Here is a 24,728-nt window from a genome sequence, read left to right on the forward strand (position 1 = left end):
GAAGCATGGGAGAAGGAGTGAAGTCCTGAGGCATTATTTTACCTTACCTGCCCCGCTATGACCGATCCCGCCAGTCCCCATTATTGGGCCACCGTCACCGGAAACCGCAGTTCAAACGGCGTAAACGTCCCCGACGTGACGGGGCGGCCGCGCAAGACTAGCTCGTAAGCGCCAGCGCGAGGGAAGGTGACGGTGGCTCCGGGAATGCCCTGGCGACCTTCGGTGGAAACGGCTTGCAGCGTGGGCGACAGAATGGGCGCATCCCCTTGGCGGCGCGGGCGGGCGTAAACCTCAAGCTGGCAGGTGCAGGCGGAGAGGGGAATCGTCTGGCCGCCGCGTCGCGCCAGCGCAAACCAGACCTGGCTGGCAACTCCGGCGCGGGGATTGTCTCGCGGCTCGATATGTACCATGCCGCCGACCTCGCCCGACACCTGCACCTGATGGGCACTGGCCGGATCGATGGGGGGCAGACCAATCCTGCCTGCCGCCATCGACAGACCCAGCAGCGCTAGCAGGCTTGCATTACGAACGACGAGAGCAGGATTCTGCATACCATTCCTCCTGACCAAACCCTTTCCAGACCCAGCGGCCGCGCAGCAGCAAGACGCTGAGGGTTGCCCCGCTGAGGGCGATCGCCCCTGCCCAGTGCCAGCCTGTGGCCGACACGCCCAGGTAAGTCGAACCAATGGCGATCGCGTGAATCGTTGCCAGCAGCAGGGCAGTAACCGAAAGCAGGTGCAGTGGCCGCCAGGTTTCCCCCAGCCACTTTTGCGCCCGGTCGAAGCTCGTCAAGGCGGCGGGGAGCATCGCCAGCAGGGCAACCGCTCCAACGGCGATCGCCCCTTGGTGTTGTGGCAGCATGAAGGCGATCGCCTGCCAGTTCCAGCCCCAGGTATGTTCCGCCATGTGCAGCGTGTGCGCCGCCGCCAATATAAACGCCCCCACGCCCAGCGCCCGCCGCACCCTTAGCAGCCCACCCCACAGGCGGCTGAGGGGTCGGGCCACCAGCGCCAGCATCAGGCAGAGCAAACTGGCGTGGCCGGCGAAGTCCGTCATCGCGTCGCCTGTCCGCAGCAGCGTCACAATACCAATGCTCAGCGTCACCCAGCCGCCCAGTCGATAAAACTGGCTGCGCTGATCGGCGCTCAGCCACGCCGCAGACGTGCCCACACCCAGCATGGTCGGCAGCGTCCCCAGCCCAAAGGCTAGCATGGTGGCGCTGCCCAGCCAGGGATTGCCCGTGTCGGCCGCCTTGATCTGGGCTGCGTAGAGAAATCCGCAGGGAAACAGACCCCAAACCGCGCCAAGCAGCAGGGGTGTAGCCACATGGGAGCGTTTGCCGAGTCGCTGCATCAGGCGACCGAGCCGCTCGTGCAGCCTGCCCGCTATCAGGGGATGCAGCAGCGGCACCCTGGGCAGCAGGCTCGGCGCAATCTGCACCAGCCCAAACCACACCAGCAGTCCGCCCGTGAGCAGCGCCATCAGCCGCCTGAACAGACTACCTACGCCCGCGATTTGCCCGCCAGCCAGCACGACCGAGCCGACTGCACCGATTGCCAGCCCCACCAGCGCATAGCTGAGAATGCGCCCCATGTTCAAGAGGACGTGAAAAATAAACTGCTGCCAGGGGGTCGGGGGCTTGTCCTGCACCTTTGCCAGGGAAAACGCCGCCGTCAACGGGCCGCACATTCCCACACAGTGTCCAAAACTCCCCAGAAACCCCAGGGTCATGACTAGCAGCAGATCCACCATGCCTGCTCAACGAAACCTGTATGCTGCAACGAAATACATTCCGAAGTGCTAGCAATTCCCAAGGCACCAGAATTTCATGGCTCCAAACATGAGGATTCTAGACGAGAGAACTCTAGACATAAGGCTGATGTCAGGTGAAAGGGGCCAAACGGCGCGATCGCCCTTGACGTTTCGAGGCTCTTCTACCCTAACGACCGTCCCGTGGGATGTCAAAAGACGAGCTGTCAAAGTTAGACGGCTAGACGGCGGGGGGAAATTAGCTGGGGCAGTTCCCCGTCCAGCAACCGTGGTGAGGCTGAGGCTGCTGCGAGATATCTTCCTGTGGATCGGCAGCGGTAAGATGAAGAAATATTGCTAACTTGAGGCAACCTATGACGGCGAACGTTGAAATTTACACTTGGAGTACCTGTCCGTTTTGCATTCGCGCCAAGGCTCTGCTGAATAAGAAGGGCGTGGACTTTACGGAATATTGCATCGACGGCGATGAAGCCGCCCGCGCCGAAATGGCAGACCGTGCCAACGGTCGCCGTTCCCTGCCGCAGATCTTCATTGATGGCGTTCACGTTGGCGGCTGCGACGACCTGCACGCGCTGGATCGGCAGGGCAAGCTAGACGCAATGCTGGCAGGGGTCTGAGCAAGAGAGGCGGAGGGGCAAAGCGCTGGCTTGATGTCTGGGCGATCGGCCACCCCGCTCTCTTGCGCTCTGCCGCTGCCTCGCGCTGTTCTGCCCTTCGGTTCACGTCCTCAATCCCCGACTTGATTTCCCGACTTCATTTATGAAACTTGCTTTCATCATTGATCCAATCCACCGCCTCGATCCTGGCCACGATACCAGCGTGGCGCTGATGGAGGCGGCGCAGCAGATGGGACATGAGGTGTGGATTACGGAGGCGAATCGGCTGTCGGTGGTGGGCGGCAGGGCTTATGCTCAGCTTCAGCCCGTGTGGTTGGTTCCGGTCGAACTGGTAGAAGGGCGCTGGGTGGCGGCGGAGGCGTGGTTTGAACTGGGCGATCGCCAGTTTTTGCCGCTAGACAGCCTGGATGCGGTGTTCATGCGGACTGATCCGCCTGTGGATATTCCCTATCTGTATGCCACCTACGTTCTAGACTATGTGAATCCAGATAGGACGTGGGTGATCAATTCCCCGGCGGGGCTGCGGGCAGCTAATGAAAAGATGTATGCGCTGCAATTTACGGGAGCGATTCCTGAAACCATCGTCACCGCCGACAAGCAGGTGATTCGCGAGTTTGTGGAGCGGCAGGGCGCAGCCGTGATGAAGCCGCTTGGAGGCAAGGCAGGCGAGGGGATTTTGTTTGCCGAACCGGGCGATCGCAATCTAAACTCGCTGATCGAAATCAGCACCCAGCAGTTTCGCTTTCCGATCATGGTGCAGGAATATCTGCCTGCGGCAAAAGACGGCGACAAGCGCGTGATTTTGCTGAATGGCGAACCGATTGGAGCCGTCAACCGCATCCCCACAGGCAAAGAATTTCGCGGCAATATGGCGGTGGGCGGGCGCGTAGCAGCGGTGGAGATTACCGAGCGCGATCGCCAAATTTGTGAACAGCTTGCCCCGGCTCTGCGCCGCGACGGGCTAGTCTTCGTGGGCATCGACATCATCGGCGGCCACCTTACCGAAGTCAACGTCACCAGCCCTACTGGCATTCGAGAAATCGATCGGCTCAACGACGTTCGCCTGGGACAGCAGGTCATGGACTGGCTGAGTCGGCAATTGGGCACAGAACGTTAGCTCGTCCTGATAGTAGTCTGTGATTTCTGCATTACCACACCGCTATCTCTAGTATCCCAAACTACAATCCGGGGTGATGTGTTCTAGTAGGGTCAAATATTGGGATTTGTAAAGCTCCTGGCTCTAAAGGGCTGAATATTTTAGAAACAGGGCATTTTTTCGGAGTATGCAGCAGTTACCCAGATTTTGTAGTACGCCTGTATGGGTTATTCTGTTTCCGTTCGCTCAATTTTGTTAGCAATGAGGTGAGTTGGATGAGTCAGTTGTGGTATCCGTCGGGGCGATCGCCCCTGAAACGACGCAAGTTTTTACAGTATGGGGCGATCGCCGCTGGCACAGGTCTTGTTGCTGCCTGCGCCTCTCAAGCACCAACCTCGACCGAAGCGCCGGCCAGTCCTGCGGCTGGTGCTAGCCCTGCGTCCGGTGAGCTAACCAAAATCACCTACGGCACCAACTGGTATGCCCAGGCAGAACACGGCGGCTTCTATCAGGCGGTTGCCACGGGCTTATACAAAGATGCAGGGCTGGATGTAACCATTAGCATGGGCGGGCCCCAGGTCAACGGCACGCAGTTGCTCATGGGCGGCGCGATCGACTTTTTTATGGGCTACGCCGCCGATGCCATCAAGGCCGTCGAAGAGGGCATCCCCAAAGTCACTGTTGCCGCCATCTTCCAAAAGGACCCGCAAATCCTGATGGCGCACCCCGGCACGGCCGACTCGCTCGAAGACCTGAAGGGTCGCCCCATTTTTGTCTCCTCTTCGGCAAACGTGACCTATTGGCCGTTTTTGAGAGCCAAGTTTGGGTTCACCGACGACCAGAAGCGACCCTACAATTTCAACCCCGGCCCATTTTTGCAAGACAAGCAAACCGCGCAGCAAGGCTATCTCAGTTCCGAGCCGCTGGCGATTAAAAAAGAAGGCGGCTTCGACCCCGTGGTATTTCTGATAGCAGACTACGGCTACGAACCGTATTCCACAACCATCGAGTGCAAGCGCGAACTGGTCGAAAGCAACCCCGACCTAGTGCAGCGGTTTGTGGATGCCTCCATCAAGGGCTGGTACAGCTATCTCTATGGCGATCCATCGCCGGGTAACGAGCTGATCAAGAAAGATAACCCGGAGATGACCGATGAGCAAATCGCCTATGGCATTGAGAAGATGAAGGAATACGGCATTGTCGATTCGGGCGACGCACAGGTGAAAGGCATCGGCGCAATGACCGAGGAACGCTGGAAATCCTTCTTTGACACGATGGCAGCAGAGGGTGTGTTTAAGCCAGAAACCGACTATACCCAGGCCTACACGCTCCAATTTGTCAACAAAGGCCCGGATGCGTATAAGGTCTAAGTCGAGTACGGTGTAAATGAAGCGCAGCAGGTGTAGCGGATCTGGCGCAACTGGTTCCGCTGCCCTGCCGCCTAACTAGGCTTATGCAACTGGTCTCGCTCCACTAGTTTTAAGGAACCCCATCGCATGAACACCCCAGCGGCGTTTACGCTTAGCGATGTCAGTAAGGTCTATTCCAACGGCACGGTGGCGCTGCAAAACCTCGACCTGACGGTGCAGGAGGGGCAGTTTGTCAGCCTGTTGGGCCCGTCGGGCTGTGGCAAAAGCACCGTGCTGCGGATGGTAGCAGGGCTGGGCAAGATGAGTTCGGGTAATTTGTACTGGGGCGGCAGTTCCCAGCGGAAGCTGGCCTACGTCTTTCAAGAGGCGGCGCTCATGCCCTGGGCAACGGTGGAAGACAACGTGGCGCTGCCGCTGAAGCTGTCGGGCCTCGAAAAAGCGCGGCGCGGGAGGCGGTGCAGGAGGCGATCGCCCTGGTGGCCCTGCAAGGATTTGAAAAAGCCTACCCGCGAGAACTCTCTGGCGGAATGCGGATGCGCGTCTCCATCGCCCGCGCCCTGGTGACAAAGCCGGAAATCTTGCTGATGGACGAACCCTTTGGGGCGCTGGACGAAATGACCCGCAGCAAGCTCAACAGCGACCTGCTGAACCTCTGGGAGCAGAAGCAGTGGACGGTGGTGTTTGTGACCCACAATATCTACGAAGCGGTGTACCTGTCGAATCGCGTGGTGGTGATGGCGGCGCGTCCGGGGCGCGTGGTGGCAGACGTGGCGATCGCCGCTCCCTATCCCCGCACCGAAGAGTTTCGCACTACGCCGCTGTTTAACGACTACTGCCGCGACATTTCCCACAGCCTGTCTCGTGCCGCTGGTCAGCCTTCGACCTTGCATCCCAACGGCAGCGTTTCACCCAGCGTCGTGAACCAGCCTGCATAGCGCTAGCCCGATTTCGCGCCAACCTGATTTCATAAGGCAGCATTCCGATGGCCAATCTGTTTGACGTATCTCGCCAGCCCGAAGCCTCTGCCCCATCCTCGGAGTTTGGTCAACCGTCCCAACTGCAACGCCTGCTCTCGCCCGATATCCTGGCTCCGATTATCGTGGGCCTGTTGATGCTGGCGCTGTGGGAAATTGGCGTGCGCCTGACTAACACACCGCCCTACATCCTGCCAGGGCCGATTCTGGTGCTGCAAACGCTGGTGCAGGAATGGGGGACGCTGTTCCCCTCGCTGCTGATCACGATGAAAATCACGCTGTTTGCCTTCCTGGCAGCGGTGGTGTCGGGCCTGCTGGTTTCTGTACTGTTTACCCAGAGCAAGTGGATCGAGCGCAGCTTCTTTCCCTACGCGGTGATTTTGCAGACGACCCCGATTGTGGCGATCGCCCCGCTAATCATCCTCTGGGTGCGGCAGTTGGTTCCGGGTAATGCGTCTACCTTTGTGTCTCTGGTCATCTGCGCGTGGCTGGTTGCCTTTTTTCCCATCCTGTCGAACACCACGCTGGGGCTAAACAGCGCCGACCACAACCTGATTAACCTGTTCCAGCTCTATCGCGCCTCGCGCTGGCAAACCCTGCGCTATCTGCGGCTGCCCAGCGCCCTACCCTACTTCCTCGGCGGTCTGCGAATCAGCGGCGGACTGGCGCTCATCGGCGCGGTGGTGGCAGAATTTGTCGCGGGCACAGGCGGCACTAGCTCTGGGCTGGCCTACCAAATCCTGATCTCCAGCTTCAACCTCCAGATTCCCCGCATGTTTGCTGCCCTCTTGCTGACCACCGTGCTGGGCATCCTAATTTTTGTCTTGCTAACGATGCTTTCCGACCGCCTCCTGCGCCACTGGCACGAAAGCGCTGTCCGCCGAGAAAATTAGCGCAGTGGCTCGTAGTAAGCGCTTCAGCGCTAAAGCGCTTATTACCAACCTAAGTTCTAGCTGTGACGTAGCACTAGGATGATGTTTTCAGTGGCTCGTAGTAAGCGCTTCAGCGCTAAAGCGCTTATTACCAACCTAAGTTCTAGCTGTGACGTAGCACTAGGATGATGTTTTTGGGGGCAGCCAGTAGGCAGAGCCGTTGCGTTCCCGCTGGAGCAGGCCATGTTCAAACAGTTCGCGGCGGAGTAGAGCCGGGTCGCAGAACGTGTGATGTTCATTGAGGAGCTGGTTTACCTCGCGTTCGGTGTAGGTTCTGCCCGCAGCGAATTTTTCAGCCAGATACCACAGTACCAGCGTTTGCACCCGCGCTCGATTGCGCTTGGACGGCCAGCGCGTCACCCGGCCCTGATCATCCAGGTAGGGCTGGAGTTCTGTAAAGTCGATCATTTCATCCCGCTCCTCCGTCTAATTTGGGATTTTGGATTGGCGATTTTGGCGCATGATCTAAAGGGCACCTCGAAACATACCAATCCTGCGCTCCCAAGCAATCCTACACGCCTAAGCAACGATATCTCGTCGATTGGAGTAGTTCAACTGCCCCGATCCCGGATTTATCGAAGTGCCCTAAAGCTGGTTTTGCGATAGTTGCGATAGTTTTGCGAACTGCCAGCCAATCCTCAATTTCCTAATTTCTACACGATGCCGCACCTCGATTTCGCCCGCCTGAATGAACCGCACTACTGGCTGTGCAACGCCCATGTGCCCCGGCCGCTGCTGCCTGATTCGCTGGTCTTGCCCAAGACGGCGGGCATTCTGGCGCAGGATAACCTGGCGCGGGTGGATCTGGAAATTTTGGATGGCGCAATTCGCGGGATTCGCCCCAGTGCTAATGCAGCGGGTGAGGCAGGAGGAGAACCTGTGCCGACGGTTGACCTGAAGGGCGGCATGGTGTGGGCTGGGCTGGTCGATCTGCATACGCATCTGGACAAAGGGCACGTCTGGGGGCGATCGCCCAACTATTCTGCAACCTTTGAGGATGCGCTGGAAATCATTCGCGCAGATGCCAGCAAACATTGGGACGCAGAGGACGTGTATCGCCGTCTTGAGTTTGGGCTGAAGTGTAGCTATGCCCACGGCACCACCGCCATCCGCACCCATATCGACTCCTTTGGCGACCAAGCGGCCGTGAGTTGGAGCGTGTTTAATGCACTTCAGCAAGACTGGGTCGATCGCCTGACGCTGGAGGCGGTGTCACTGGTGACGCTGGACTACTATTGCACACCAGAAGGCGAAATTCTGGCTGACCTGGTTGCCGAGATGGGCGGTATCCTGGGTGGCGTGACGATGATGGGGCCCGACCTGGAAGCCCAGCTCGATCGTCTGTTTACCCTCGCCATTGATCGCGGGCTGGACATTGACCTGCACACCGACGAAAGCGGCGACCCCAACGACATTACCCTACGCTACGTGGCCGAAGCCGCCCTGCGCCACGACTTTCGCGGGCAGATTGTCTGCGGCCATTGTTGCAGCCTGGCCGTGCAGTCTGACGACGAAGCCCAGAAAACCATCGACTTGGTGAAAGCTGCCCGCATTGGCGTGGTCAGCCTGCCTATGTGCAATTTGTATTTGCAAGACCGAAATCAGCGCTCAGCCCTCAGGGGGCAGGCGGCGGCTTCGTCTCCCCCTTGCGCTCACCCACCTGCCCTGCGACAGGCTCCCACCCGCACCCCCAGATGGCGTGGCATTACGCTGCTGCACGAACTGAAACATGCAGGCGTGCCAGTGGCGATCGCCAGCGACAACTGCCGCGATCCGTTCTATGGCTTTGGCGACCATGACGGGCTGGAGGTGTTCACCCAGGGCGTGCGGATTGCTCAGCTCGATGCGCCCTATGGCGACTGGAGTCGCGTCGTCACCACAACACCCGCTGACCTGATGGGCTTGCCGGATGCAGGCCGCATTGCGCCGGGGCTACCCGCCGATCTGATTCTCTGCACAGCACGCTACTTCAGCGAACTGCTGGCCCGTCCCCAGGGCGATCGCACGGTATTGCGCCAGGGCAAACCCATCGACACAACGCTGCCCGACTACGCAGAGCTAGATGATCTACTGCTGAAGTAGCGCTGACCCAGGTTGCCCAGGGCAGAACTGACCCAGGGGGCGACCTGCCACGAGTGCCGCCTGCGAACAATGCTTGTGATTTTTCAATACTAAAAACTTATCGCCTGGGGAAAGGGCTTGCCTGTAGTAGAGGGGGATACAGTTCTCAGCCGTCTGTCCGTCTTAGCATCAGCGCATTGACTAGGACGTTGACCGCTCACGCACCTACAGGTTTTCCTTCAAATTCCTATGACAGCCACGTTCGCCCTGCCTCGGGATTGCACCTTCAGCCCTTCTGACTGGGAGGCTCTGGCTCCCTTCTGGTATCCCGTTGCCTTTGCCCACGAAGTTGCGGATAAGCCCATTGGGGTGCGCCTGCTCGATGAGCGACTAGTGCTTTACCGGGCAGGCGACGGCGGCGTAATGGCGGCAAAAGACCTCTGTCTACATCGCGGCGCTCCCCTGAGCATGGGCTGGGTCGAAGATGGCGAACTGGTCTGTGCCTACCACGGCGTTCGGTATACCCAGGATGGCCAATGCGTCTGCATTCCGGCTGCCCCTGATGCCGCGATTCCCAAGCGTCTCCGCCTCACAACCTACCCGGTGCGAGAACAGTACGGACTCATCTGGGTACGGCTGGTGGACAATGGCCCGGTTCCCTTCCCTGAATTTGATGCCTGGAATGACCCCGACTATATCCAGATCATTCCTGACTCAGTTTATCTAGACGCGGCGGCGGGTCGTCAGATCGAGGGTTTTCTAGATGTCAGCCACTTTGCCTTTGTCCACAAAGACTCCTTTGGGGAACGGGATAATCCTGAAGTGCCCGACTATCCCGTTGCCTTTACGGAAGGTGGGTTTACAGCAGATTATGTTAGCACCGTCAGCAATCTGCCCCACGGCTACAAACACCTCAGCCCGCCTGGGTTTCAGTGGCGGCGGCTGTTTCAGGCCTGGCTGCCGTTCACGGTCAAGCTCTCGGTCACCTTCCCCAACGGAATGCTGCATATTCTGAATGCGGCCAGCCCCATTTCAGCCCGCAAGACCCGCGTATTTTCGCCCCTCTGCCGCAACTTTGATAAAGACGCACCGTTGGAAGAAACGCTAGCGTTTAATCACCAGGTTTTTGGCGAAGACAAGGCCATCGTTGAAGAACTCTGGCCCGAAGATCTGCCCATCAACCTGGCAGATGAAGTTCACATCGCGGGCGACAAAAGCTCTATTACCTACCGCAAGCTGCTGGCCAAGCTGGGGCTGGGGCGAGCGTTTACGAGCTAATTGATTCGCAAATGCACTTGCGTAAATCGCGCTAAATCGCGCAAGTTAGATCGCCTGCCCGCTGGCTAAAGCGGAGATTTTCGCTGTAGTCGATGGGGCAGTCAATAATGGCGGGCACATCTTGCGCCAGGGCTTCTTTGAGCGTGGGGATAAAGTCGGTGGTTGCGGAAATTCGGTAGCCTTTCAGCCCCATGCTTTCCGCCAGTTTCACAAAGTCTGGATTGGTGAATTTGATAAACGCCGACTCGCCGAAATGATTGTGCTGCTTCCATTCGATCAGTCCATAGCCGCCATCGTTAAAGATGATGGTGACAAATGGCGTACCAATACGGAGGGCGGTTTCGAGTTCCTGGTTGTTCATCATGAAGCCGCCGTCACCTGTAACGGCGACCACCTTGCGGTTTGGGGCAACCAGCTTGGCGGCGATCGCCCCTGGAATGGCAATCCCCATTGCCGCGAAGCCGTTGGAGATAATGCAGGTATTGGGGCGATCGCAGTGATAGTGTCGCGCCATCCACATCTTGTGCGCCCCTACGTCCGAAATGACGATATCTTCGGGGCCCATCACTGTTCGCAAATCGTGGATCAGCTTTTGTGGCTTGACGGGAAAGCTATCGTCCTTGGCGTGTTCCTCATAGTCGGCCAGAATGTCTTTTCGCAGGTGAATGGCGTAGGGTTCGGGCTTGTCTTGGCGATCGCTCCGCCGCAGAATTTCTTCCAGCGAATCAGAGATATCGCCGATCACCTCCGCCAGCGGGATGTAGCTGCTGTCGATTTCTGCTGGCGTGGCGTTGATGTGAATAATTGGGATCTCACCCGTGGGGTTCCAGCGCTTGGGCGAATACTCGATCAGGTCATAGCCAATGGCAATCACCAGATCCGTATTGTCAAACCCGCAGCTAATGAAGTCGCGCTGCTGCAAGCCAACAGTCCACAGCGCCAAGCGATCGGTGTAGGGAATCACACCTTTGCCCATGAAGGTATTGGCGACGGGAATATTGAGCGATCGCGCAAAGTTCGTCACCGCATCACTGGCATGGGAGCGAATCGCGCCATTGCCCACGAGAATAATGGGATTCTTCGCTTGCGAGATAGCCGTTGCCGCCCGTTCAATGCTGTTAAACGAGGCATACACTTTTTCGATCGCCTCTTTTCGCAGTGGCGTTCCTTCTGCTGTCATCGCGGCGATATTTTCTGGGAGATCGATATGTACTGCGCCTGGTTTTTCACTTTGCGCGATCTTGAACGCCTTGCGAACAATTTCTGGGGTAATGCTTGGTCGCACGATTTGCGCGTTCCATTTCGTCACGGGTGAAAACATCGCCACCAGATCAAGATACTGATGCGATTCAATATGCATCCGATCCGTGCCCACTTGCCCGGTAATGGCTACTAGTGGCGCACGATCGAGATTCGCGTCTGCCACGCCCGTCATCAGGTTCGTCGCGCCGGGCCCTAGCGTAGACAAACACACGCCCGCCTTGCCCGTCAGCCGCCCATACACATCCGCCATAAACGCCGCGCCCTGCTCATGCCGCGTGGTGATGAACTTAATGGACGAATGCTTCAGTGCTTCTAGGACATGCAGGTTTTCTTCGCCCGGTAGACCGAAGATATATTCCACGCCTTCGTTTTCCAGGCATTTCACAAGCAGTTCGGCAGTGTTGAGAGAGGTCGAGGTCATAGGGGTTTCTTGTAGGGATGAGGAGAGCAAAGAGGGGAATGAGGGTGGGGAAGAAAGAACTTGATCCGCCCTTACTTAATCCAGACGGTTTTGACGTTGACAAACTCCAAAATGCCTTCGCGGCCGAGTTCGCGGCCGTAGCCGGAGCGCTTGATGCCGCCGAAGGGGAGGCGCGGGTCAGATTTCACCATGCTGTTGAGGAAGACGCTGCCCGCTTCCAGTTCCGCGACGAGGCGATCGCCCTCTTCTGGGATTCGCGTCCAGGCGCTGGCTCCCAGACCAAACGGGGTGCTGTTGGCCAGGCGGATGGCGGCATCTAGGTCAGCCACGCGGAAGACCATAGCCACCGGGCCAAAAATTTCTTCCTTGGCAACGGGCGCGTCGGGCGGCACATCGACGATGATCGTGGGCGGGTAGAAGTTACCCTGACTGAGTTTGGCATCGGCTTTGGTGGGCACGTCGTCCGGGTCGCCGCCGATCAGCACCTTGCCGCCCGCGTCGATGCAGGCTTCGACCTGGTGATGAACCTCATGCAGAATGGCGGGCGTGGCCAGTGGCCCGATTTGGGTTTCGGGCAGCAGCGGATCGCCGATTTTCAGCGCTTTGTACTTCTCGACTAAGGCTTGAGTGAATGCATCAGCGATCGCCTCCTGCACGATAAAGCGCTTGGCGGCGATACAGGATTGACCGTTATTGATCATGCGAGCGGTCACGGCCATCGACACGGCGGCATCCAGATCGGCGCTCTCCATCACGACAAACGGATCGCTACCGCCCAGTTCCAGCACCGTTTTTTTGAGGTACTTTCCAGCGGTGGCGGCCAGGCTGGCTCCGGCGGGTTCGCTGCCCGTCAGCGTGGCGGCTTTGATGCGATCGTCCGCGACGATTTGCGCTACCTTATCTGCGCCGATCAGCAGCGTCTGAAACGCACCTTTGGGAAATCCAGCCCGCTCGAGAATGTCCTGAATTGCCAGGGCCGACTGGGGCACATTGGAGGCGTGCTTGAGCAAGCCCACGTTGCCCGCCATCAGCGCCGGAGCCGCAAACCGAAACACCTGCCAGAAGGGAAAGTTCCACGGCATCACTGCCAGCACAATGCCCAGCGGTTGGTAGGTCACGTAGCTGTGGCTGGCGTCAGTTTCGATGGGCACGGGCGCAAGGAATTTTTCCGCATTTTCGGCATAAAAGCGGCAGACCCAGGCGGATTTTTCCACTTCGGCAATCGATGGGCCGATGGGCTTGCCCATTTCCAGCGTCATCATTTTGCCGAATTCTGCCTTTTCTTGTTCTAGAATTTCGGCAGCGGCGTAGAGCCACTGGGCCCGCTGGGTCAAGGGGGTGTGGCGATAAGACTCGAACGTGTGTTGGGCAGCGTCGATGGCGCGGGCGATCGCCCCATCGGTTATTGGATCAAATGTCTGTAGCGTTTCGCCAGTCGCCGGGTTTACTGTAGCGATTCCCATGACTAAACCTCCTCTTTTTGCAAGGAGCAGACGCGCAAGCGCCTCAACCTTCTCAACTCTAACGTGCTGGTTTTGCAACGCCCGCTCGATTGTTGTCGAGTTGTTGCGGTTTTCTGACAGGGCGATCGCTTTCGTCTAGCCCCCTGCTCAGCACCGAACCCTGCTCAAATCCCTGGCTCAACCAGGCTTCTTCCTTTCTAGTCTTCCAAGAAAAATCGGCAGGCGGCGCAGAACGTTGGAAATGTTGACAAAGTGTGACGAATTTAACAATTTCAGTCTTCCCTCTTTGCCTTGGCAATGGTGGACTGAAGCTCATGCAGAAATCCATAGAAAAAATGCTTTTCTTGACAACCTTGTAATAGACTAGAGTCTATAAGAACTGAGAATTTCCGTCTCATCCACCCATCCCTTCATCTGCGCTCTTGACCGCGCTTTCTTTACAAGGAGGCTCTTGTGATTCACGCGACGCTGCATCAGCTCAAGGTCTTTGAAGCAACGGCCCGGCACGGCAGCTTTACACGGGCGGCAGAGGAGCTATTTCTGACCCAGCCCACCGTGTCCATGCAGGTAAAGCAACTCACTAAAGCAATCGGTCTGCCCCTGTTTGAGCAAGTCGGCAAGCGATTGTTTCTGACCGATGCAGGACGGGAACTGTTTTCCACCTGCCAGGATATTTTTGGCAAGCTCGAACAGCTTGAAATGAGCATTGCTGACCTAAAGGGCATGAAGCAGGGCCGGCTGCGGCTGGCAGTGATCACAACGGCAAAATACTTCCTGCCGCGTCTGCTTGGCCCCTTTTGCCAAAAATATCCCGGTGTCGATATTTCCCTCACCGTCACCAACCACGAGCGCGTCATCGAGCGCCTGGGCAACAACCAGGACGATCTATATGTGATGAGCCAACTGCCCGAAAACCTGGACATCGTAGCCCATCCGTTTCTAGACAATCCGCTGGTAGTGATCGGCCCCAAAACTCACCCCCTGGCAAAAGAAAAAAATATTTCCCTCAAGCGCCTCGCCGAAGAAACCTTCATTATGCGGGAGCCAGGATCGGGCACGCGCCGAGCCTTTCAAAAATTGCTGGATGACCACGATCTGTCGGTGCGGGTGCGGCTAGAACTGGGCAGCAATGAGGCCATCAAGCAGGCGATCGCCGGAGGGTTGGGGCTGGCAGTCCTGTCGTCGCACACCATCGCCCACGACGGCTCCATGGGCGAACTGATGGCCTTCGATGTCGAAGGCTTCCCGATTCCCCGCAAATGGTATGTTGTCCACCTGTCAGGAAAGCAGCTTTCGGTCGTCGCCTCCACCTTCCTCGACTATCTGCAAGTCGCCGCCGCCCAAATGGAAGAAACAGGCGTAATTCCCACGCTGGTCTAGAATTTCTACACTTGCCCACCTGCGGAGCAACTGCCTTCTAAGCAATCGGTCAACCCGCAAATTTGTCCCAATCCCCAAATCCAAAATCTAAAATCCAAAATCTAAAATCCAAAATCTAAAATCCCACCCAGCGCCACACCCCAGATTAAAATCAAGCTTGCTCCTCAACCCCCTCGGTGCGTATGGCGGATATTTTGGATGGCAAAGCGCTGGCTCAAAAAATTCAGGCAGAACTGGCTCAGCAAATCGCAGCGATCAAAGCAGCCGGAGGGCGATCGCCCGGTCTGGCGGTGCTGATGGTGGGCGACAATCCCGCCAGCGCTGCCTACGTCCGCAACAAAGAACGCGCCTGCGAGAAACTGGGCATGGTGTCCCTGGGTAAGCATTTTCCCGCCGATACGACTCAAGCAGAACTGTCGCGGGTCATCGACGAACTCAACCATGATGATCGCGTAGACGGCATCTTGGTGCAGCTTCCCCTGCCCGAACACCTGGATTCCGTTGCCCTGCTCAACCAAATTCACCCCGACAAAGATGCCGACGGGCTGCACCCCATGAACCTGGGTCGCCTAGTGCGCGGCGAAGTGGGGCTACAAAGCTGCACCCCCGCAGGCGTAATGAAACTGCTGGAGGAATATCACATCGATCCCAGGGGCAAACACGCCGTCGTCATCGGGCGTAGCATCCTGGTTGGCAAGCCCCTCGGCCTCATGCTGCTAGCCCAAGATGCCACCGTCACGATGGCTCATTCCCGCACACCCGACTTGGCTGCTGTTGCCCGCTCTGCCGATATCCTGGTCGCCGCTGTCGGCCGCCCCAACTTGATCACTGCCGATATGGTCAAACCTGGGGCCGCTGTGATTGACGTGGGCATCAACCGCATCACCGACGACGGCGGCAGTCGTTTGGTCGGCGACGTAGACTTTGTATCGGTCAAAGACGTGGCCTCCTGGATCACGCCCGTCCCCGGCGGCGTTGGGCCGATGACCGTAACGATGCTAATGGCAAATACGGTGTGGAGTTATTTAAGGAGAGTGGCGGAGTGACGGACGGAAAAAACGAAAAACGAAAAACGGAACTTCTTCGTTCTTCGCTCTTCGTTCTTCGTTCTTCTCTCTTCCCTTACTCCAACACTCCATCACCCCTATCCCCTGACCCCTAATCCTTGGCCCCTAATCTGTACATTCCGACCCTCATCCGGGGTACATTGGATTGCGTCTAGATTAATGTGCTAGATCCGTTCAGTTGGCCGAAGATTGGCCAACTTATCACCCTAACTAAGGGCAGAATTCCAGGAAATTGGCATGGTGGCGACTCAAGTTTTTGATTTATCGGGTTATTTGGCAGAGCGACAGGCAATCGTAGAAGCGGCGCTGGATCAATCCCTTCCAGTGGTCTATCCCGAAACGATCTACGAGTCGATGCGTTATTCCCTGATGGCAGGGGGCAAACGGCTGCGGCCGATTTTGTGTTTGGCGACTTGCGAGATGCTAGGCGGCACGGTGGAAATGGCGCTGCCGACGGCCTGTGCCCTGGAGATGATTCACACCATGTCGCTGATTCATGATGACCTGCCCGCGATGGACAACGACGACTATCGCCGGGGCAAACTCACGAATCATAAGGTTTACGGCGAGGACATCGCGATTCTGGCGGGTGACGGGCTGTTGACCTATGCATTTGAATACATTGCTGCAAGAACGGCGGGCGTGCCGAGCGATCGCACGCTTCAGGTCATCGTTCACCTGAGTCGGGCGGTCGGCGCGGCGGGTCTGGTGGGCGGACAGGTTGTGGATCTGGAATCGGAAGGGAAGCCGGACGTGACCCTGGAAACGCTGACCTGGATTCATCGCCACAAGACCGGGGCGCTGCTAGAAGCATCGGTCGTCTGCGGAGCGATCCTGGCAGGCGCTTCGGCAGAAGATCAGCAGCGGCTATCTAGATATTCGCAAGATATTGGGCTGGCGTTCCAGATCGTGGACGATGTGCTGGACTTGACGGCTACGCCGGAGGAACTGGGAAAATCGGTAGGCAAGGACGTGCAGGCGCAGAAGGCTACGTATCCCAGTTTTTGGGGCATTGAAGAATCGAAGCGGCAGGCGGCGCAGCTGATCGCCAGCGCCAAGGCAGAGTTGTCGCCCTATGGCACTCGCGCCCAGCCGCTTTTGGCGATCGCCGACTATATCACTGCCCGCACGCATTAAGGGGAGCGACCTCATGCAGGATTTTGGTCTAGTCTTTCAAAACGTCGTGCTGTGGGTTGCGGTTGCGGCCTGTCTTATAGCCCAGGTGCTAAAGCTAATCGTAGAGTTGGCCCGTCATGGCAAGGTTAGCTTTCGCACGGTTGTCAACACGGGCGGGATGCCCAGCGCCCACTCTGCATTCGTCACGGCGCTCGCCTGTGGTGTGGGGCAATCTTCCGGCTGGGACAGTCCTGAGTTTGCGGTGGCGGTGGTGTTTGCCATCATCGTGATGTATGACGCGGCAGGCGTGCGGCAGGCGGCCGGCAAGCAGGCCCGCGTGCTGAACAAAATCGTGGGCGAATTTTTTGAAGATGCCGAATTTCACGAAGAGCGGCTCAAGGAACTGCTAGGACACACGCCCGTTCAGGTGATTGCGGGCTGTGCGCTGGGCGTTGTGGTCTCCTGGCTGGCGGCGAAGGCCTACTGAGTCCTGTCGATGTCTTGATTTTGGATTTGCGATTTTGGATTACCCGTCAAGCCTTGGCAGGGTTTCCAGCGATTGCATTTATAACGCCACCGAAGAGAACAGATCTTGCAAGGCAAACTGCCTGTCTGTGGGCTGTCCGCCGACCGGGCGGAGTCCTGTAATTTGGCGACTATCGACGATCAGGGTGACAAAGCCGCGATCGCTCAAATCTTTTAACAATCCAGCGGCGATCGCCCAATCATTGGTGCTGGTTACCAGCAGATGCGGGCGCTGGTCGTAGGTGACAACCGTGACGCGGCGACCCGTAACCTGCTGCACCTGATCCAGCAAATCCGGGCGATTGTAGTGGTTCACCAGCACGGCGTAGCTAATAGGGCCCGGCTGCGGCGTGGGGTTGGGCGCGGTGGCGACGGTGGTAAAGGTACGATAGCCAAACGCTCGATTCAGGTAATCCGCCCAGTCGCGGGCCAAGGCAGGCGTAGCAAAGCCGCCAATGCGGGTGACGTTTAGCCCCAAATAATCGCAAACCGTCAGGCTGGCGTTGCGCGGCACCACAGACCGCAACTGCTCCAGCGTGTTGGGGGTTTGATTTAGCACCATCACCAGCGTTTCGCTAGATTGGGGTGGCAGGCAGGCGGGCAGTCCTTGGGCGATTCGCGAAGCAATCCCTGCGGGAGTCGCCCCCGACGGCACTGGACGAGCCTGCGCCCAGGCCCCCGCACCACCATTGCCCAGAATTGCTAAACTGCATAGCGCCACAGTTCCCCAAACCCAACCCCAATCCCGCATAACCCGCTCAATCCTTACGCTGCAACGCTAATCTACTACAGCAGCATAGCCCGCTCCAACCGGATTTTTTAAACTAGGCCTCCTTCATTTCTTTACAGAATCTTTACAGATAAGCCTTTTTCTCCCATTTGCCCATGCTTCCCCTCACGCTCATCATCGGCAACAAAAACTACTCCTCTTGGTCTTTGCGCCCGTGGCTGGCGATGCACCAAATGGCCGTGCCTTTTACTGAAATTCGGCTACCGCTAGATACGCCAGAGTTTTACGCTCAGATTGAGCGCTACTCCCCATCGCGGCGGGTTCCTGCGCTGCGGCAGGGCGATTGGGTCATTTGGGAATCGCTGGCGATTTGTGAGTATGTTGCAGAACTGTTTCCCGATCGCCCTTGGTATCCCGCCGATCCTCAGGTCAGGGCGATCGCCCGTGCGGTGAGCCACGAAATGCACGCTGGATTTGCCAAACTGCGGACTCATATGCCGATGGACGTGCGATCGCGCTATCCAGGCAAAGGCCGCGCTCCGGGCGTGCAGGCTGATATCGACCGCATCACATCCCTGTGGCGCGAGTGCCGCAGCAACTATGGCAGCGAGGGTGAGTTTCTGTTTGGTGGCTTTGGCATTGCCGATGCAATGTATGCCCCGGTGGTATCGCGCTTTGTCACCTATGGAGTGGCGCTTGATCCGGTATGCCAGGCCGATGCCGATGCCGTGTGGGCGCTGCCGAGTATGCAGGCATGGATTACAGACGCTCAACAAGAAACCGAAGTCCTGACTCACCCATAAGCAGTACGCGACAGAGATGACTCCTTCGCTAGGATGAGGCAGTGTAGAACCTCAGACAGGGCGTTTCATCCTCAGGGCGGACTAAAATCATAAGTAAATCTGATACTCTTCAGGGATTCTTCGATTGACGACTTATAATTTTGGCTGTTACTGTAAAGAAAAAGTTAAAGAAAACATAGACTCCTTCATACTTATGGTTGCCCAACGGGTCACCCAATCTGGGCGCTTGACCTCCATCCAAGGACTCTTCGCAATGCGATCGCTCTCCGGACTTACCCTCTTCTGCGACTTCGACGGCCCCATCATCGACGTTTCCGACCGCTACTACGAAACGTATCTCCTGGGTCTGTCAGATGTGCAAACCTTCTATCAAACTCGCGGTGTCTCGGTGCCCGTACATCGCCTCAGCAAGGCGCAATTTTGGGACATGAAGCAAAACCGCGTGCCCGACGTAGAAATTGCCCTGCGATCGGGGCTACGGGGTGACCAAATTGAGGTGTTCCTCAAGCGCGTGGTGGAAATTGTGAACCGTCCCGACCTGCTGCAAAAAGACACCCTCCAGCCGGGGGCGCGGTGGGCGCTGTCGCTGCTGCGGGCACAGGGGGCGCGACTGGTGCTGGTGACGCTGCGCTGCCGCGACCAAGCGACGCAAGTTTTGGAAAGCCACGGCCTGCTCGACCTGTTCAATGGCATTTGGGGAATGCAGGATGCGGGCGCGGCCTACGCAAACCAGGCAGAGCATAAGACTGGGCTTCTGGCAGAGGCGATCGCCACGATGGGCAGCGGCTCCACGGCCTGGATGGTGGGCGACACCGAAGCAGACGTGATCGCCGGACAGGCCGCAGGCATCGCCACGATTGCCCTCACCTGCGGCATTCGCAGCCAGTCCTACCTGAAAAAGTTTGAACCCACTCGCCTTCACAGCGACCTGCTTTCGGCAGTTCACTACCTGGTCTATCAGAGCGAAAACTGCTCGATGTCGGTCGCCTAGAGCATTCGACCAGTCCCTCACGGGCAGTGCTTCACGGGCAGGCTCTCACCGCAGGGAACTTCAGGCACAGCATTGGCGTAGAATTTCGCTAGGATCGACTTGGCTGCGTATCTTTACCTAACGAACCATGTCTCTCGACAATCTGCGCGATCTCTACCAGCAGGTCATCCTGGAGCGCTACAAAAAGCCCCGCTATAAAGGTAAAACCAATCCCATTGATCGTTATCAAAAGGGGCATAACCCATCCTGCGGCGACACCATCGAGCTAACGCTACACCTAGAGGACGATCCGCAGGGCGGCTCCCGGATTGCAGACGTGAAGTTTGAAGGGGAAGGCTGCGCGATTTCCATGGCCTCGGCCGATCTGATGGCCGAAGCGCTGCGCGGCAAGACCACAGACGAAGCGCTGGAGATGGTGCAAAAGTTTCAAGCCATGATGCGCGGTGAGGCCGAGTTTCCCACCGATCTCCGCAAGCTCAACGTCATGCAGGGCGTTGCCCAATTTCCTGTGCGGATCAAGTGCGCGAACCTTTCCTGGCATACGCTAAAAGCTGCACTGGAAGCTGCTCAGGGCGAACAGCCCGAATTTGTCAGCAACGAGGCCGAGGGATAAGGGAACTGGGGAGGGGACGGCTAATCTTCTAAGGGGGCCATCGCCCATCCGCCTCACCCCTTTAACGCCTAAGATCCTCGGATTTGCTGTATTACAGGAGTCCTTGCTTGGAGCAGTGTTGTTTGTTGGGGAGTGCCAACGAATCCTATGAGCGGGCAGCAGAAGACATTGAAGTGTTGACTAGGGTAACGGTTGCTCACAGGACGCAACAACGGCTCGTGCATCGTCAAACCTTTGAGTTGCCGCAAATGTGAGTCGCCGCAAATGGAAGGAACAGTTGACCAGACTCAAAGACGGGAGATTCTCAATTGGTGTCACCGGGTTGAGAATTTGGGCAAGCTGGGCAGTTCTGTGCAACACCTGGCTGCTATGAATTAATCGAGGTTCCCCTCCGTCATTTCGGATGTTTGATAGCTATCCACTGGCTTCCAGCCCCAAGCGGGCACGTAGTAACTTGCAACGATCGCCAGCATGAGCCACCAGAGCGTGCTGACCTGGGGGCGATACCATACTGTGTCTACGAGTCCGTGGAAGAGCATTCCGACCACGGTGGCGATCGCCCCCACTAGCCAAAATCCATCCGGGTTTGCGGCGGCGCGGAGGCGCTGGAGTTGCGTCCAAGCTTGGTGAAACGTGACCAACAGGAGCCAGAGAAACACGGTTAACCCAACGACTCCCGTTTCCACCAAAATTTCCAGCAGGATGGAATAGGCGCTGAGTGCTGAAAAGCCCGCCCGCTGATAGCGTGGATAGACCTGGTTGAAGGCATCGTTTCCGGGGCCGATGCCCAAAATGGGGCGATCGCGGATCATGTCTTGTACCGCAGCCCACACGTTAAGCCGGAAATTGTTGCTGCTGTCTTGCCGCCCCATGAACATACTAAGGACGCGATCGCGCAGGGGATCAACCGCTGCCACTGCCAGCACGACGAACGCTGCCGACACTCCCAACACCAACGGGATAGCCCAGCGTCGCCAAAATGGTGGCAGATGGCGGCTAAACCAGTGTGCCAGCAGCAGCACCAGCGCAAACCCTGCCATCACAAAGCCAATCCAGCCGCCCCGGCTAAAGGTCAACACCAGGCAGGCGGCATTCAGTCCCGTCATCAGCAGCGCCAGCGCCTTGGGGAGCCATCGCCGCCACGCAAACACCGCCGCCGCGCTCAGCATCACTGCTGGCAAAATGTAGGCCGCTAGCAGGTTGGGGTTGCCCAGGTAGCTGTAGACGCGGGTCGTTTTTGCCAGGGTGGACCCGGCATCTACCCAGGTGGCCAGGGCAGGAGCGCCAAAGAACCACTGCCGAATACCTTCCACGCTCACTGCCAGCGCCGTCAGCAGGTAAACCGCAATTACGCCAGCGCGAATCCGGGGCGATCGCAGCACTCGCGCCAGCAGCGCAAACAGCAGCATATACAGCGTCAGCTTGATCAGCCCTGAAATGGCCGCTGTCCGCACGGGCGAAAGCGCCGTCGCCGCCACCGACACCAGCCAATACAGCAGCACCAGCAGATGAATCGGCGTTAAACCCAGTCCTTCATCGTCTGACAGCGTGAGCAGAAGCCAGTAGCCGCCGCAGGCAATCAGCAGTACGCCAATCAGCGCCGTAGACACAAACGGAGCCAGCCCAAACACAATCGCCGCCAGCACTGCCCCGATTGGGTCTGCCCACTGCATGAGCCAGCTTCCTCTGCGCCAGCCCCGCAGCGCCCCGACCCAACTGTGTAGCAGGCTAGAGCGAATCCAAGTCGGCAGGGGCGTGGTCGTCAGCGTGAGTTGGTTCCAAACGTTCATGGGAAGTGGGGGCGGAGTTATTTAAGGAACAGACGATTCTAAGGAACAGACGATTCTGCAAACTCTACAGCATTTTTTGCAGGGTGAGATCGCGCTGTCCTGCAAAGACGAAAGTTTCGTAGCTTTCTGCGTAGCTTCATAGTTTCAAAAGCTTCTTCGAAAGCTTCAAAAATGCTGCATCAGGTCTATAGTGCCACCTGAGGAAAAGTTTTGATCGCAAGAAATTTTTCTCGCTTGGGCAGACTAAAATGAGCGCACAAGCTGAATCCTGCACGCTCGACAAGTTGTAAGGTTCATTAAGATACTAAGCCGCTAGCCCATTTCAGAGTGAACCGCTAGTTCATTACAGAACGAGACAAGCTGCGACGAGTCTGGTCAATGGTAGAGCCGACCCTGCCAAGGACGACCCTCAGGCTGGCGCAAAACGCCATCCTAGTGCTGCGTCAACGTTATAAATCAGGGTTTGTAGTGAGCGTTTTAGCGCTAAAGCGCCGACTACGAACTGAGGGTCAACCCTAAAATCAGGCTTTGACAAAGCACTAGTCGTCCAGATCTAGCACGTCGTCGTCATCATCATCCAGGTCGTAGCTGTTGTCTTCGCCCGCCATCAGCTCGTTGATTTCTTCTTCGTCATCTGAGAAGTCGAAGTCGCCGCTTTCGCGAGCCAGCAGCCGCCCCGTTCCTTCCAGCCAGTCCAAAATAGACGCATCGCGCTGGAGGGGAATCACTTCGGCCGGTTGGTTGCGGGGAATTTCACGCAGAGCAGGGTTACGCATTGTCTTTTCAAATCTCTATATACTCTTTAGTGTAATCCGTCACGGATGAGACGGATGGAACTTGGCTAAAACGATGAGTTTTGGATAGCTTAGGCGATCGCCCTCGTCCCTTTCCCCATCAGCCTTTCAGCATCAAAGCATTTACTTAGCAGGCGCACCCATGACCCTTGGCAAAGCGGAACTCTTGCAGGCGATCGCTGGCAAAAATCGGGGCCTGTTGGCATCCGAAGCAGACAACTTGGCGATCCTGGCGGCAGTGGCGCGGCTGGAAGAATTTAACCCCACGCCGCGACCGCTCGAAGCCGCAGACAAGCTCGACGGCAACTGGCGCTTGCTTTACACCACCAGCACTGAACTGTTGGGCATTGGGCGCTTTCCCGTCCTGAGGCTGGGGCAAATTTATCAGTGCATCCGTGTCAAAACGCAGCAGGTGTTTAACATTGCCGAAGTGACTAGCCTGCCGCTGCTGGAGGGCTTGGTCAGCGTCGCCGCTCGGTTTGACCCCGTGAGCGATCGCCGGGTAGATGTAGGCTTCGAGCGGGGTATCTTTGGGCTACAGCGGCTGATCGGCTATCGCAACCCCAGCCAGTTCATTCAGGACATCCAGAGCGGCAAGCGCTTCGCCGCTGCCGACTTTCGCATCGACCCCACCCGGCGCAAAGGCTGGCTGGAAATCACGTATCTGGATGACGACCTGCGGATTGGGCGCGGCAACGAGGGCAGCGTGTTTGTGCTGACCCGAGTTTAGGGGATTTGCAGGTTGATGGGTCGCCAGGATTGAAGGGAGGCACTATGGGGCGATCGCCCGTCATGCGGATTTCTCAGGGACAGCTTAACCTGCTGGATCTGTGTCCACGCCAGTTTCAGCACGTTTATCTCGATCAGCTTGCTGCGCCCCCCAGCCCCGACCAGCAGGAAAACCTCGACTGGGGCAGCCAGTTTCACCTGCTGATGCAGCAGCGAGAACTGGGGCTGCCCATTGCCGCGCTGACTCCGGCCGATCCGGCCTTGCAGCAGTGCGTGTGGGAATTTGTAGAAGCTGCGCCAGACGTGTTTGCGCCCAATCCCAACCAGCAGCGCCAGAGCGAACACCGCCGCAGCCTGCTGTTTCAGGGCTATCTGCTGACGGTGGTGTATGACCTGCTAGTGCAACAGCCGGGCAAAGCTGAAATCCTGGACTGGAAAACCTACGGCAAACCCAAGCAGCCGCAATGGCTGGCGCAACACTGGCAAACGCGGCTCTATCCCTTTGTGCTGGCGGAAACCAGCGACTATGGGCCAGAGCAAATCACGATGACCTACTGGTTTGTGCGGGCCACGCCGCCGGGCGCATCGACCCCGCAGCCGCAGCGGTTGGCGTTTCCCTACAGCCGAGCGGCCCATGAGCAAACTCGTCAAGACCTGAGCGAACGATTGCAACGCCTGACCCGCTGGCTAGAGCGCTACGACCAGGGCGAGCCATTCCCCCGCCAGCAGGATTCGCGAAACGACTGCGCCCTCTGTGGGCCGGGCATCCGCTGTTGGGGAGATTCCCAACCCACCGCCAGTCCGTCGCTGCCCCTGCCAGACCTGAGCGCGATCGCCGAAATCCCCCTAGATTTTTGAATAGACGTGCCACGCGGCGGATCGTTCGTCAAGGTTCAGATACAAAAGTTTGTAAATTTTGGGCAATGTTGTTACAGTGCAGGTATA

At 57.6% G+C, this 24,728-nt stretch carries 23 protein-coding genes and 2 pseudogenes; 17 read left to right on the forward strand and 8 right to left on the reverse strand.

The genetic code is table 11. From position 1 onward, the window contains the following. Positions 1 to 80: 80 nt before the first annotated feature. Both O77CONTIG1_RS06830 and O77CONTIG1_RS06835 read right to left on the reverse strand, forming a co-directional pair. Positions 81 to 551, reverse strand: coding sequence for a hypothetical protein (locus O77CONTIG1_RS06830; protein WP_068509168.1), 471 nt, complete (start codon positions 549 to 551; stop codon positions 81 to 83). Further along, complete coding sequence (locus O77CONTIG1_RS06835) at positions 523 to 1,752, reverse strand: sulfite exporter TauE/SafE family protein (RefSeq protein ID WP_068509170.1); 1,230 nt, start codon at positions 1,750 to 1,752, stop codon at positions 523 to 525. Before O77CONTIG1_RS06835 ends, O77CONTIG1_RS06830 begins: the two co-directional genes overlap by 29 nt. Positions 1,753 to 2,123: 371 nt before the next feature. Here O77CONTIG1_RS06835 and grxC point away from each other — a divergent pair, with 371 nt between their 5' ends. The 5 genes and pseudogenes from grxC (at position 2,124) to O77CONTIG1_RS06860 (ending at position 6,720) form a co-directional block, all read left to right on the forward strand. Continuing rightward, positions 2,124 to 2,387 carry a glutaredoxin 3 gene (gene grxC / locus O77CONTIG1_RS06840; RefSeq protein ID WP_068509172.1) on the forward strand — a complete coding sequence of 88 codons (264 nt, stop codon included), beginning with the start codon at positions 2,124 to 2,126 and terminating at the stop codon, positions 2,385 to 2,387. A gap of 142 nt (positions 2,388 to 2,529) precedes the next feature. Next, entirely contained in the window at positions 2,530 to 3,504 is a 975-nt protein-coding gene (gene gshB, locus O77CONTIG1_RS06845; protein WP_068509174.1) for a glutathione synthase, read from the forward strand. Between the two features lie 254 nt (positions 3,505 to 3,758). After that, positions 3,759 to 4,853, forward strand: coding sequence for an ABC transporter substrate-binding protein (locus O77CONTIG1_RS06850; RefSeq protein WP_068509176.1), 1,095 nt, complete (start codon positions 3,759 to 3,761; stop codon positions 4,851 to 4,853). A gap of 126 nt (positions 4,854 to 4,979) precedes the next feature. Then, a pseudogene (locus tag O77CONTIG1_RS06855) lies at positions 4,980 to 5,788 on the forward strand (ABC transporter ATP-binding protein). A 47-nt stretch (positions 5,789 to 5,835) separates the two neighbouring features. Next, positions 5,836 to 6,720, forward strand: a complete 885-nt coding sequence (locus O77CONTIG1_RS06860; RefSeq protein WP_084782293.1) for an ABC transporter permease — start codon at positions 5,836 to 5,838, stop codon at positions 6,718 to 6,720. 159 nt (positions 6,721 to 6,879) lie between these two features. On the opposite strand, the gene O77CONTIG1_RS06865 is transcribed toward O77CONTIG1_RS06860, so the two are convergent. Continuing rightward, positions 6,880 to 7,167 carry a DUF2087 domain-containing protein gene (locus O77CONTIG1_RS06865; protein ID WP_068509178.1) on the reverse strand — a complete coding sequence of 96 codons (288 nt, stop codon included), beginning with the start codon at positions 7,165 to 7,167 and terminating at the stop codon, positions 6,880 to 6,882. A gap of 252 nt (positions 7,168 to 7,419) precedes the next feature. Between O77CONTIG1_RS06865 and O77CONTIG1_RS06870 the strand changes: the two genes are divergently transcribed. Both O77CONTIG1_RS06870 and O77CONTIG1_RS06875 read left to right on the forward strand, forming a co-directional pair. Further along, entirely contained in the window at positions 7,420 to 8,841 is a 1,422-nt protein-coding gene (locus O77CONTIG1_RS06870) for a cytosine deaminase (RefSeq protein WP_068509180.1), read from the forward strand. A gap of 228 nt (positions 8,842 to 9,069) precedes the next feature. After that, on the forward strand, positions 9,070 to 10,098 hold the full coding sequence (locus O77CONTIG1_RS06875) for an aromatic ring-hydroxylating dioxygenase subunit alpha (protein WP_068509182.1): 1,029 nt from the start codon (positions 9,070 to 9,072) through the stop codon (positions 10,096 to 10,098). A 31-nt stretch (positions 10,099 to 10,129) separates the two neighbouring features. Here O77CONTIG1_RS06875 and O77CONTIG1_RS06880 read toward each other — a convergent pair whose 3' ends face one another. Beyond that, positions 10,130 to 11,782 carry an acetolactate synthase large subunit gene (locus O77CONTIG1_RS06880; protein ID WP_068509184.1) on the reverse strand — a complete coding sequence of 551 codons (1,653 nt, stop codon included), beginning with the start codon at positions 11,780 to 11,782 and terminating at the stop codon, positions 10,130 to 10,132. Positions 11,783 to 11,853: 71 nt separating this feature from the next. Next, the gene (locus O77CONTIG1_RS06885; RefSeq protein WP_068509185.1) at positions 11,854 to 13,245 is read right to left on the reverse strand and encodes an NAD-dependent succinate-semialdehyde dehydrogenase; all 1,392 of its coding nucleotides are present in this window, start codon (positions 13,243 to 13,245) and stop codon (positions 11,854 to 11,856) included. A 453-nt stretch (positions 13,246 to 13,698) separates the two neighbouring features. On the opposite strand from O77CONTIG1_RS06885, the gene O77CONTIG1_RS06890 reads away from it, so the two are divergent. The 4 genes from O77CONTIG1_RS06890 (at position 13,699) to O77CONTIG1_RS06905 (ending at position 17,295) form a co-directional block, all read left to right on the forward strand. Continuing rightward, positions 13,699 to 14,625 carry a LysR family transcriptional regulator gene (locus O77CONTIG1_RS06890; protein ID WP_068509188.1) on the forward strand — a complete coding sequence of 309 codons (927 nt, stop codon included), beginning with the start codon at positions 13,699 to 13,701 and terminating at the stop codon, positions 14,623 to 14,625. 182 nt (positions 14,626 to 14,807) lie between these two features. After that, positions 14,808 to 15,671 (forward strand): bifunctional methylenetetrahydrofolate dehydrogenase/methenyltetrahydrofolate cyclohydrolase FolD, encoded by an 864-nt coding sequence (gene folD / locus O77CONTIG1_RS06895; protein ID WP_068509191.1) that lies wholly within the window; start codon positions 14,808 to 14,810, stop codon positions 15,669 to 15,671. Between the two features lie 258 nt (positions 15,672 to 15,929). Further along, positions 15,930 to 16,829: a geranylgeranyl diphosphate synthase CrtE gene (gene crtE, locus O77CONTIG1_RS06900; protein ID WP_068509193.1), complete on the forward strand. Its 900-nt coding sequence runs from the start codon at positions 15,930 to 15,932 to the stop codon at positions 16,827 to 16,829. 13 nt (positions 16,830 to 16,842) lie between these two features. Further along, positions 16,843 to 17,295 carry a divergent PAP2 family protein gene (locus O77CONTIG1_RS06905; RefSeq protein WP_068509195.1) on the forward strand — a complete coding sequence of 151 codons (453 nt, stop codon included), beginning with the start codon at positions 16,843 to 16,845 and terminating at the stop codon, positions 17,293 to 17,295. A 78-nt stretch (positions 17,296 to 17,373) separates the two neighbouring features. On the opposite strand, the gene O77CONTIG1_RS06910 is transcribed toward O77CONTIG1_RS06905, so the two are convergent. Beyond that, positions 17,374 to 18,084 (reverse strand): hypothetical protein, encoded by a 711-nt coding sequence (locus O77CONTIG1_RS06910; protein WP_068509197.1) that lies wholly within the window; start codon positions 18,082 to 18,084, stop codon positions 17,374 to 17,376. Between the two features lie 134 nt (positions 18,085 to 18,218). On the opposite strand from O77CONTIG1_RS06910, the gene O77CONTIG1_RS06915 reads away from it, so the two are divergent. From O77CONTIG1_RS06915 to O77CONTIG1_RS26030, 4 genes and pseudogenes are all read left to right on the forward strand, one after another. Then, entirely contained in the window at positions 18,219 to 18,866 is a 648-nt protein-coding gene (locus O77CONTIG1_RS06915) for a glutathione S-transferase family protein (RefSeq protein ID WP_068509199.1), read from the forward strand. Between the two features lie 193 nt (positions 18,867 to 19,059). Further along, positions 19,060 to 19,857 carry an HAD family hydrolase gene (locus O77CONTIG1_RS06920; protein ID WP_084782296.1) on the forward strand — a complete coding sequence of 266 codons (798 nt, stop codon included), beginning with the start codon at positions 19,060 to 19,062 and terminating at the stop codon, positions 19,855 to 19,857. Positions 19,858 to 19,984: 127 nt separating this feature from the next. Beyond that, complete coding sequence (gene sufU / locus O77CONTIG1_RS06925) at positions 19,985 to 20,470, forward strand: Fe-S cluster assembly sulfur transfer protein SufU (RefSeq protein ID WP_068509201.1); 486 nt, start codon at positions 19,985 to 19,987, stop codon at positions 20,468 to 20,470. Positions 20,471 to 20,568: 98 nt separating this feature from the next. Beyond that, positions 20,569 to 20,715: pseudogene (locus O77CONTIG1_RS26030) on the forward strand (ISKra4 family transposase); the annotation flags it as partial. Positions 20,716 to 20,844: 129 nt separating this feature from the next. Here the strand turns inward: O77CONTIG1_RS26030 and O77CONTIG1_RS06930 are convergent. After that, positions 20,845 to 22,260: an IctB family putative bicarbonate transporter gene (locus tag O77CONTIG1_RS06930; RefSeq protein WP_068509203.1), complete on the reverse strand. Its 1,416-nt coding sequence runs from the start codon at positions 22,258 to 22,260 to the stop codon at positions 20,845 to 20,847. 539 nt (positions 22,261 to 22,799) lie between these two features. Further along, on the reverse strand, positions 22,800 to 23,036 hold the full coding sequence (locus tag O77CONTIG1_RS06935; protein WP_068509204.1) for a DUF3134 domain-containing protein: 237 nt from the start codon (positions 23,034 to 23,036) through the stop codon (positions 22,800 to 22,802). Between the two features lie 160 nt (positions 23,037 to 23,196). Here O77CONTIG1_RS06935 and O77CONTIG1_RS06940 point away from each other — a divergent pair, with 160 nt between their 5' ends. Together O77CONTIG1_RS06940 and O77CONTIG1_RS06945 are read left to right on the forward strand one after the other, a co-directional pair. Then, positions 23,197 to 23,784: a PAP/fibrillin family protein gene (locus O77CONTIG1_RS06940; RefSeq protein WP_068509206.1), complete on the forward strand. Its 588-nt coding sequence runs from the start codon at positions 23,197 to 23,199 to the stop codon at positions 23,782 to 23,784. 29 nt (positions 23,785 to 23,813) lie between these two features. Further along, positions 23,814 to 24,641, forward strand: a complete 828-nt coding sequence (locus tag O77CONTIG1_RS06945) for a PD-(D/E)XK nuclease family protein (protein ID WP_197673340.1) — start codon at positions 23,814 to 23,816, stop codon at positions 24,639 to 24,641. Positions 24,642 to 24,728: the final 87 nt, after the last annotated feature.

It is taken from the genome of Leptolyngbya sp. O-77 (assembly GCF_001548395.1).
In the GTDB taxonomy this organism is placed as follows: Bacteria; Cyanobacteriota; Cyanobacteriia; order Elainellales; family Elainellaceae; genus Thermoleptolyngbya.

Coding starts and splice junctions, on each gene's coding strand:
- O77CONTIG1_RS06865 (WP_068509178.1), bottom strand. CDS start 7,167: ATGATCGACTTTACAGAACTCCAGCCCTACCTGGATGATCAGGGCCGG.
- grxC (WP_068509172.1), top strand. CDS start 2,124: ATGACGGCGAACGTTGAAATTTACACTTGGAGTACCTGTCCGTTTTGC.
- O77CONTIG1_RS06885 (WP_068509185.1), bottom strand. CDS start 13,245: ATGGGAATCGCTACAGTAAACCCGGCGACTGGCGAAACGCTACAGACA.
- O77CONTIG1_RS06910 (WP_068509197.1), bottom strand. CDS start 18,084: ATGCGGGATTGGGGTTGGGTTTGGGGAACTGTGGCGCTATGCAGTTTA.
- O77CONTIG1_RS06835 (WP_068509170.1), bottom strand. CDS start 1,752: ATGGTGGATCTGCTGCTAGTCATGACCCTGGGGTTTCTGGGGAGTTTT.
- O77CONTIG1_RS06870 (WP_068509180.1), top strand. CDS start 7,420: ATGCCGCACCTCGATTTCGCCCGCCTGAATGAACCGCACTACTGGCTG.
- O77CONTIG1_RS06850 (WP_068509176.1), top strand. CDS start 3,759: ATGAGTCAGTTGTGGTATCCGTCGGGGCGATCGCCCCTGAAACGACGC.
- O77CONTIG1_RS06830 (WP_068509168.1), bottom strand. CDS start 551: ATGCAGAATCCTGCTCTCGTCGTTCGTAATGCAAGCCTGCTAGCGCTG.
- O77CONTIG1_RS06875 (WP_068509182.1), top strand. CDS start 9,070: ATGACAGCCACGTTCGCCCTGCCTCGGGATTGCACCTTCAGCCCTTCT.
- O77CONTIG1_RS06905 (WP_068509195.1), top strand. CDS start 16,843: ATGCAGGATTTTGGTCTAGTCTTTCAAAACGTCGTGCTGTGGGTTGCG.
- O77CONTIG1_RS06880 (WP_068509184.1), bottom strand. CDS start 11,782: ATGACCTCGACCTCTCTCAACACTGCCGAACTGCTTGTGAAATGCCTG.
- folD (WP_068509191.1), top strand. CDS start 14,808: ATGGCGGATATTTTGGATGGCAAAGCGCTGGCTCAAAAAATTCAGGCA.
- O77CONTIG1_RS06920 (WP_084782296.1), top strand. CDS start 19,060: ATGGTTGCCCAACGGGTCACCCAATCTGGGCGCTTGACCTCCATCCAA.
- sufU (WP_068509201.1), top strand. CDS start 19,985: ATGTCTCTCGACAATCTGCGCGATCTCTACCAGCAGGTCATCCTGGAG.
- O77CONTIG1_RS06930 (WP_068509203.1), bottom strand. CDS start 22,260: ATGAACGTTTGGAACCAACTCACGCTGACGACCACGCCCCTGCCGACT.
- O77CONTIG1_RS06935 (WP_068509204.1), bottom strand. CDS start 23,036: ATGCGTAACCCTGCTCTGCGTGAAATTCCCCGCAACCAACCGGCCGAA.
- crtE (WP_068509193.1), top strand. CDS start 15,930: ATGGTGGCGACTCAAGTTTTTGATTTATCGGGTTATTTGGCAGAGCGA.
- O77CONTIG1_RS06915 (WP_068509199.1), top strand. CDS start 18,219: ATGCTTCCCCTCACGCTCATCATCGGCAACAAAAACTACTCCTCTTGG.
- O77CONTIG1_RS06860 (WP_084782293.1), top strand. CDS start 5,836: ATGGCCAATCTGTTTGACGTATCTCGCCAGCCCGAAGCCTCTGCCCCA.
- gshB (WP_068509174.1), top strand. CDS start 2,530: ATGAAACTTGCTTTCATCATTGATCCAATCCACCGCCTCGATCCTGGC.
- O77CONTIG1_RS06940 (WP_068509206.1), top strand. CDS start 23,197: ATGACCCTTGGCAAAGCGGAACTCTTGCAGGCGATCGCTGGCAAAAAT.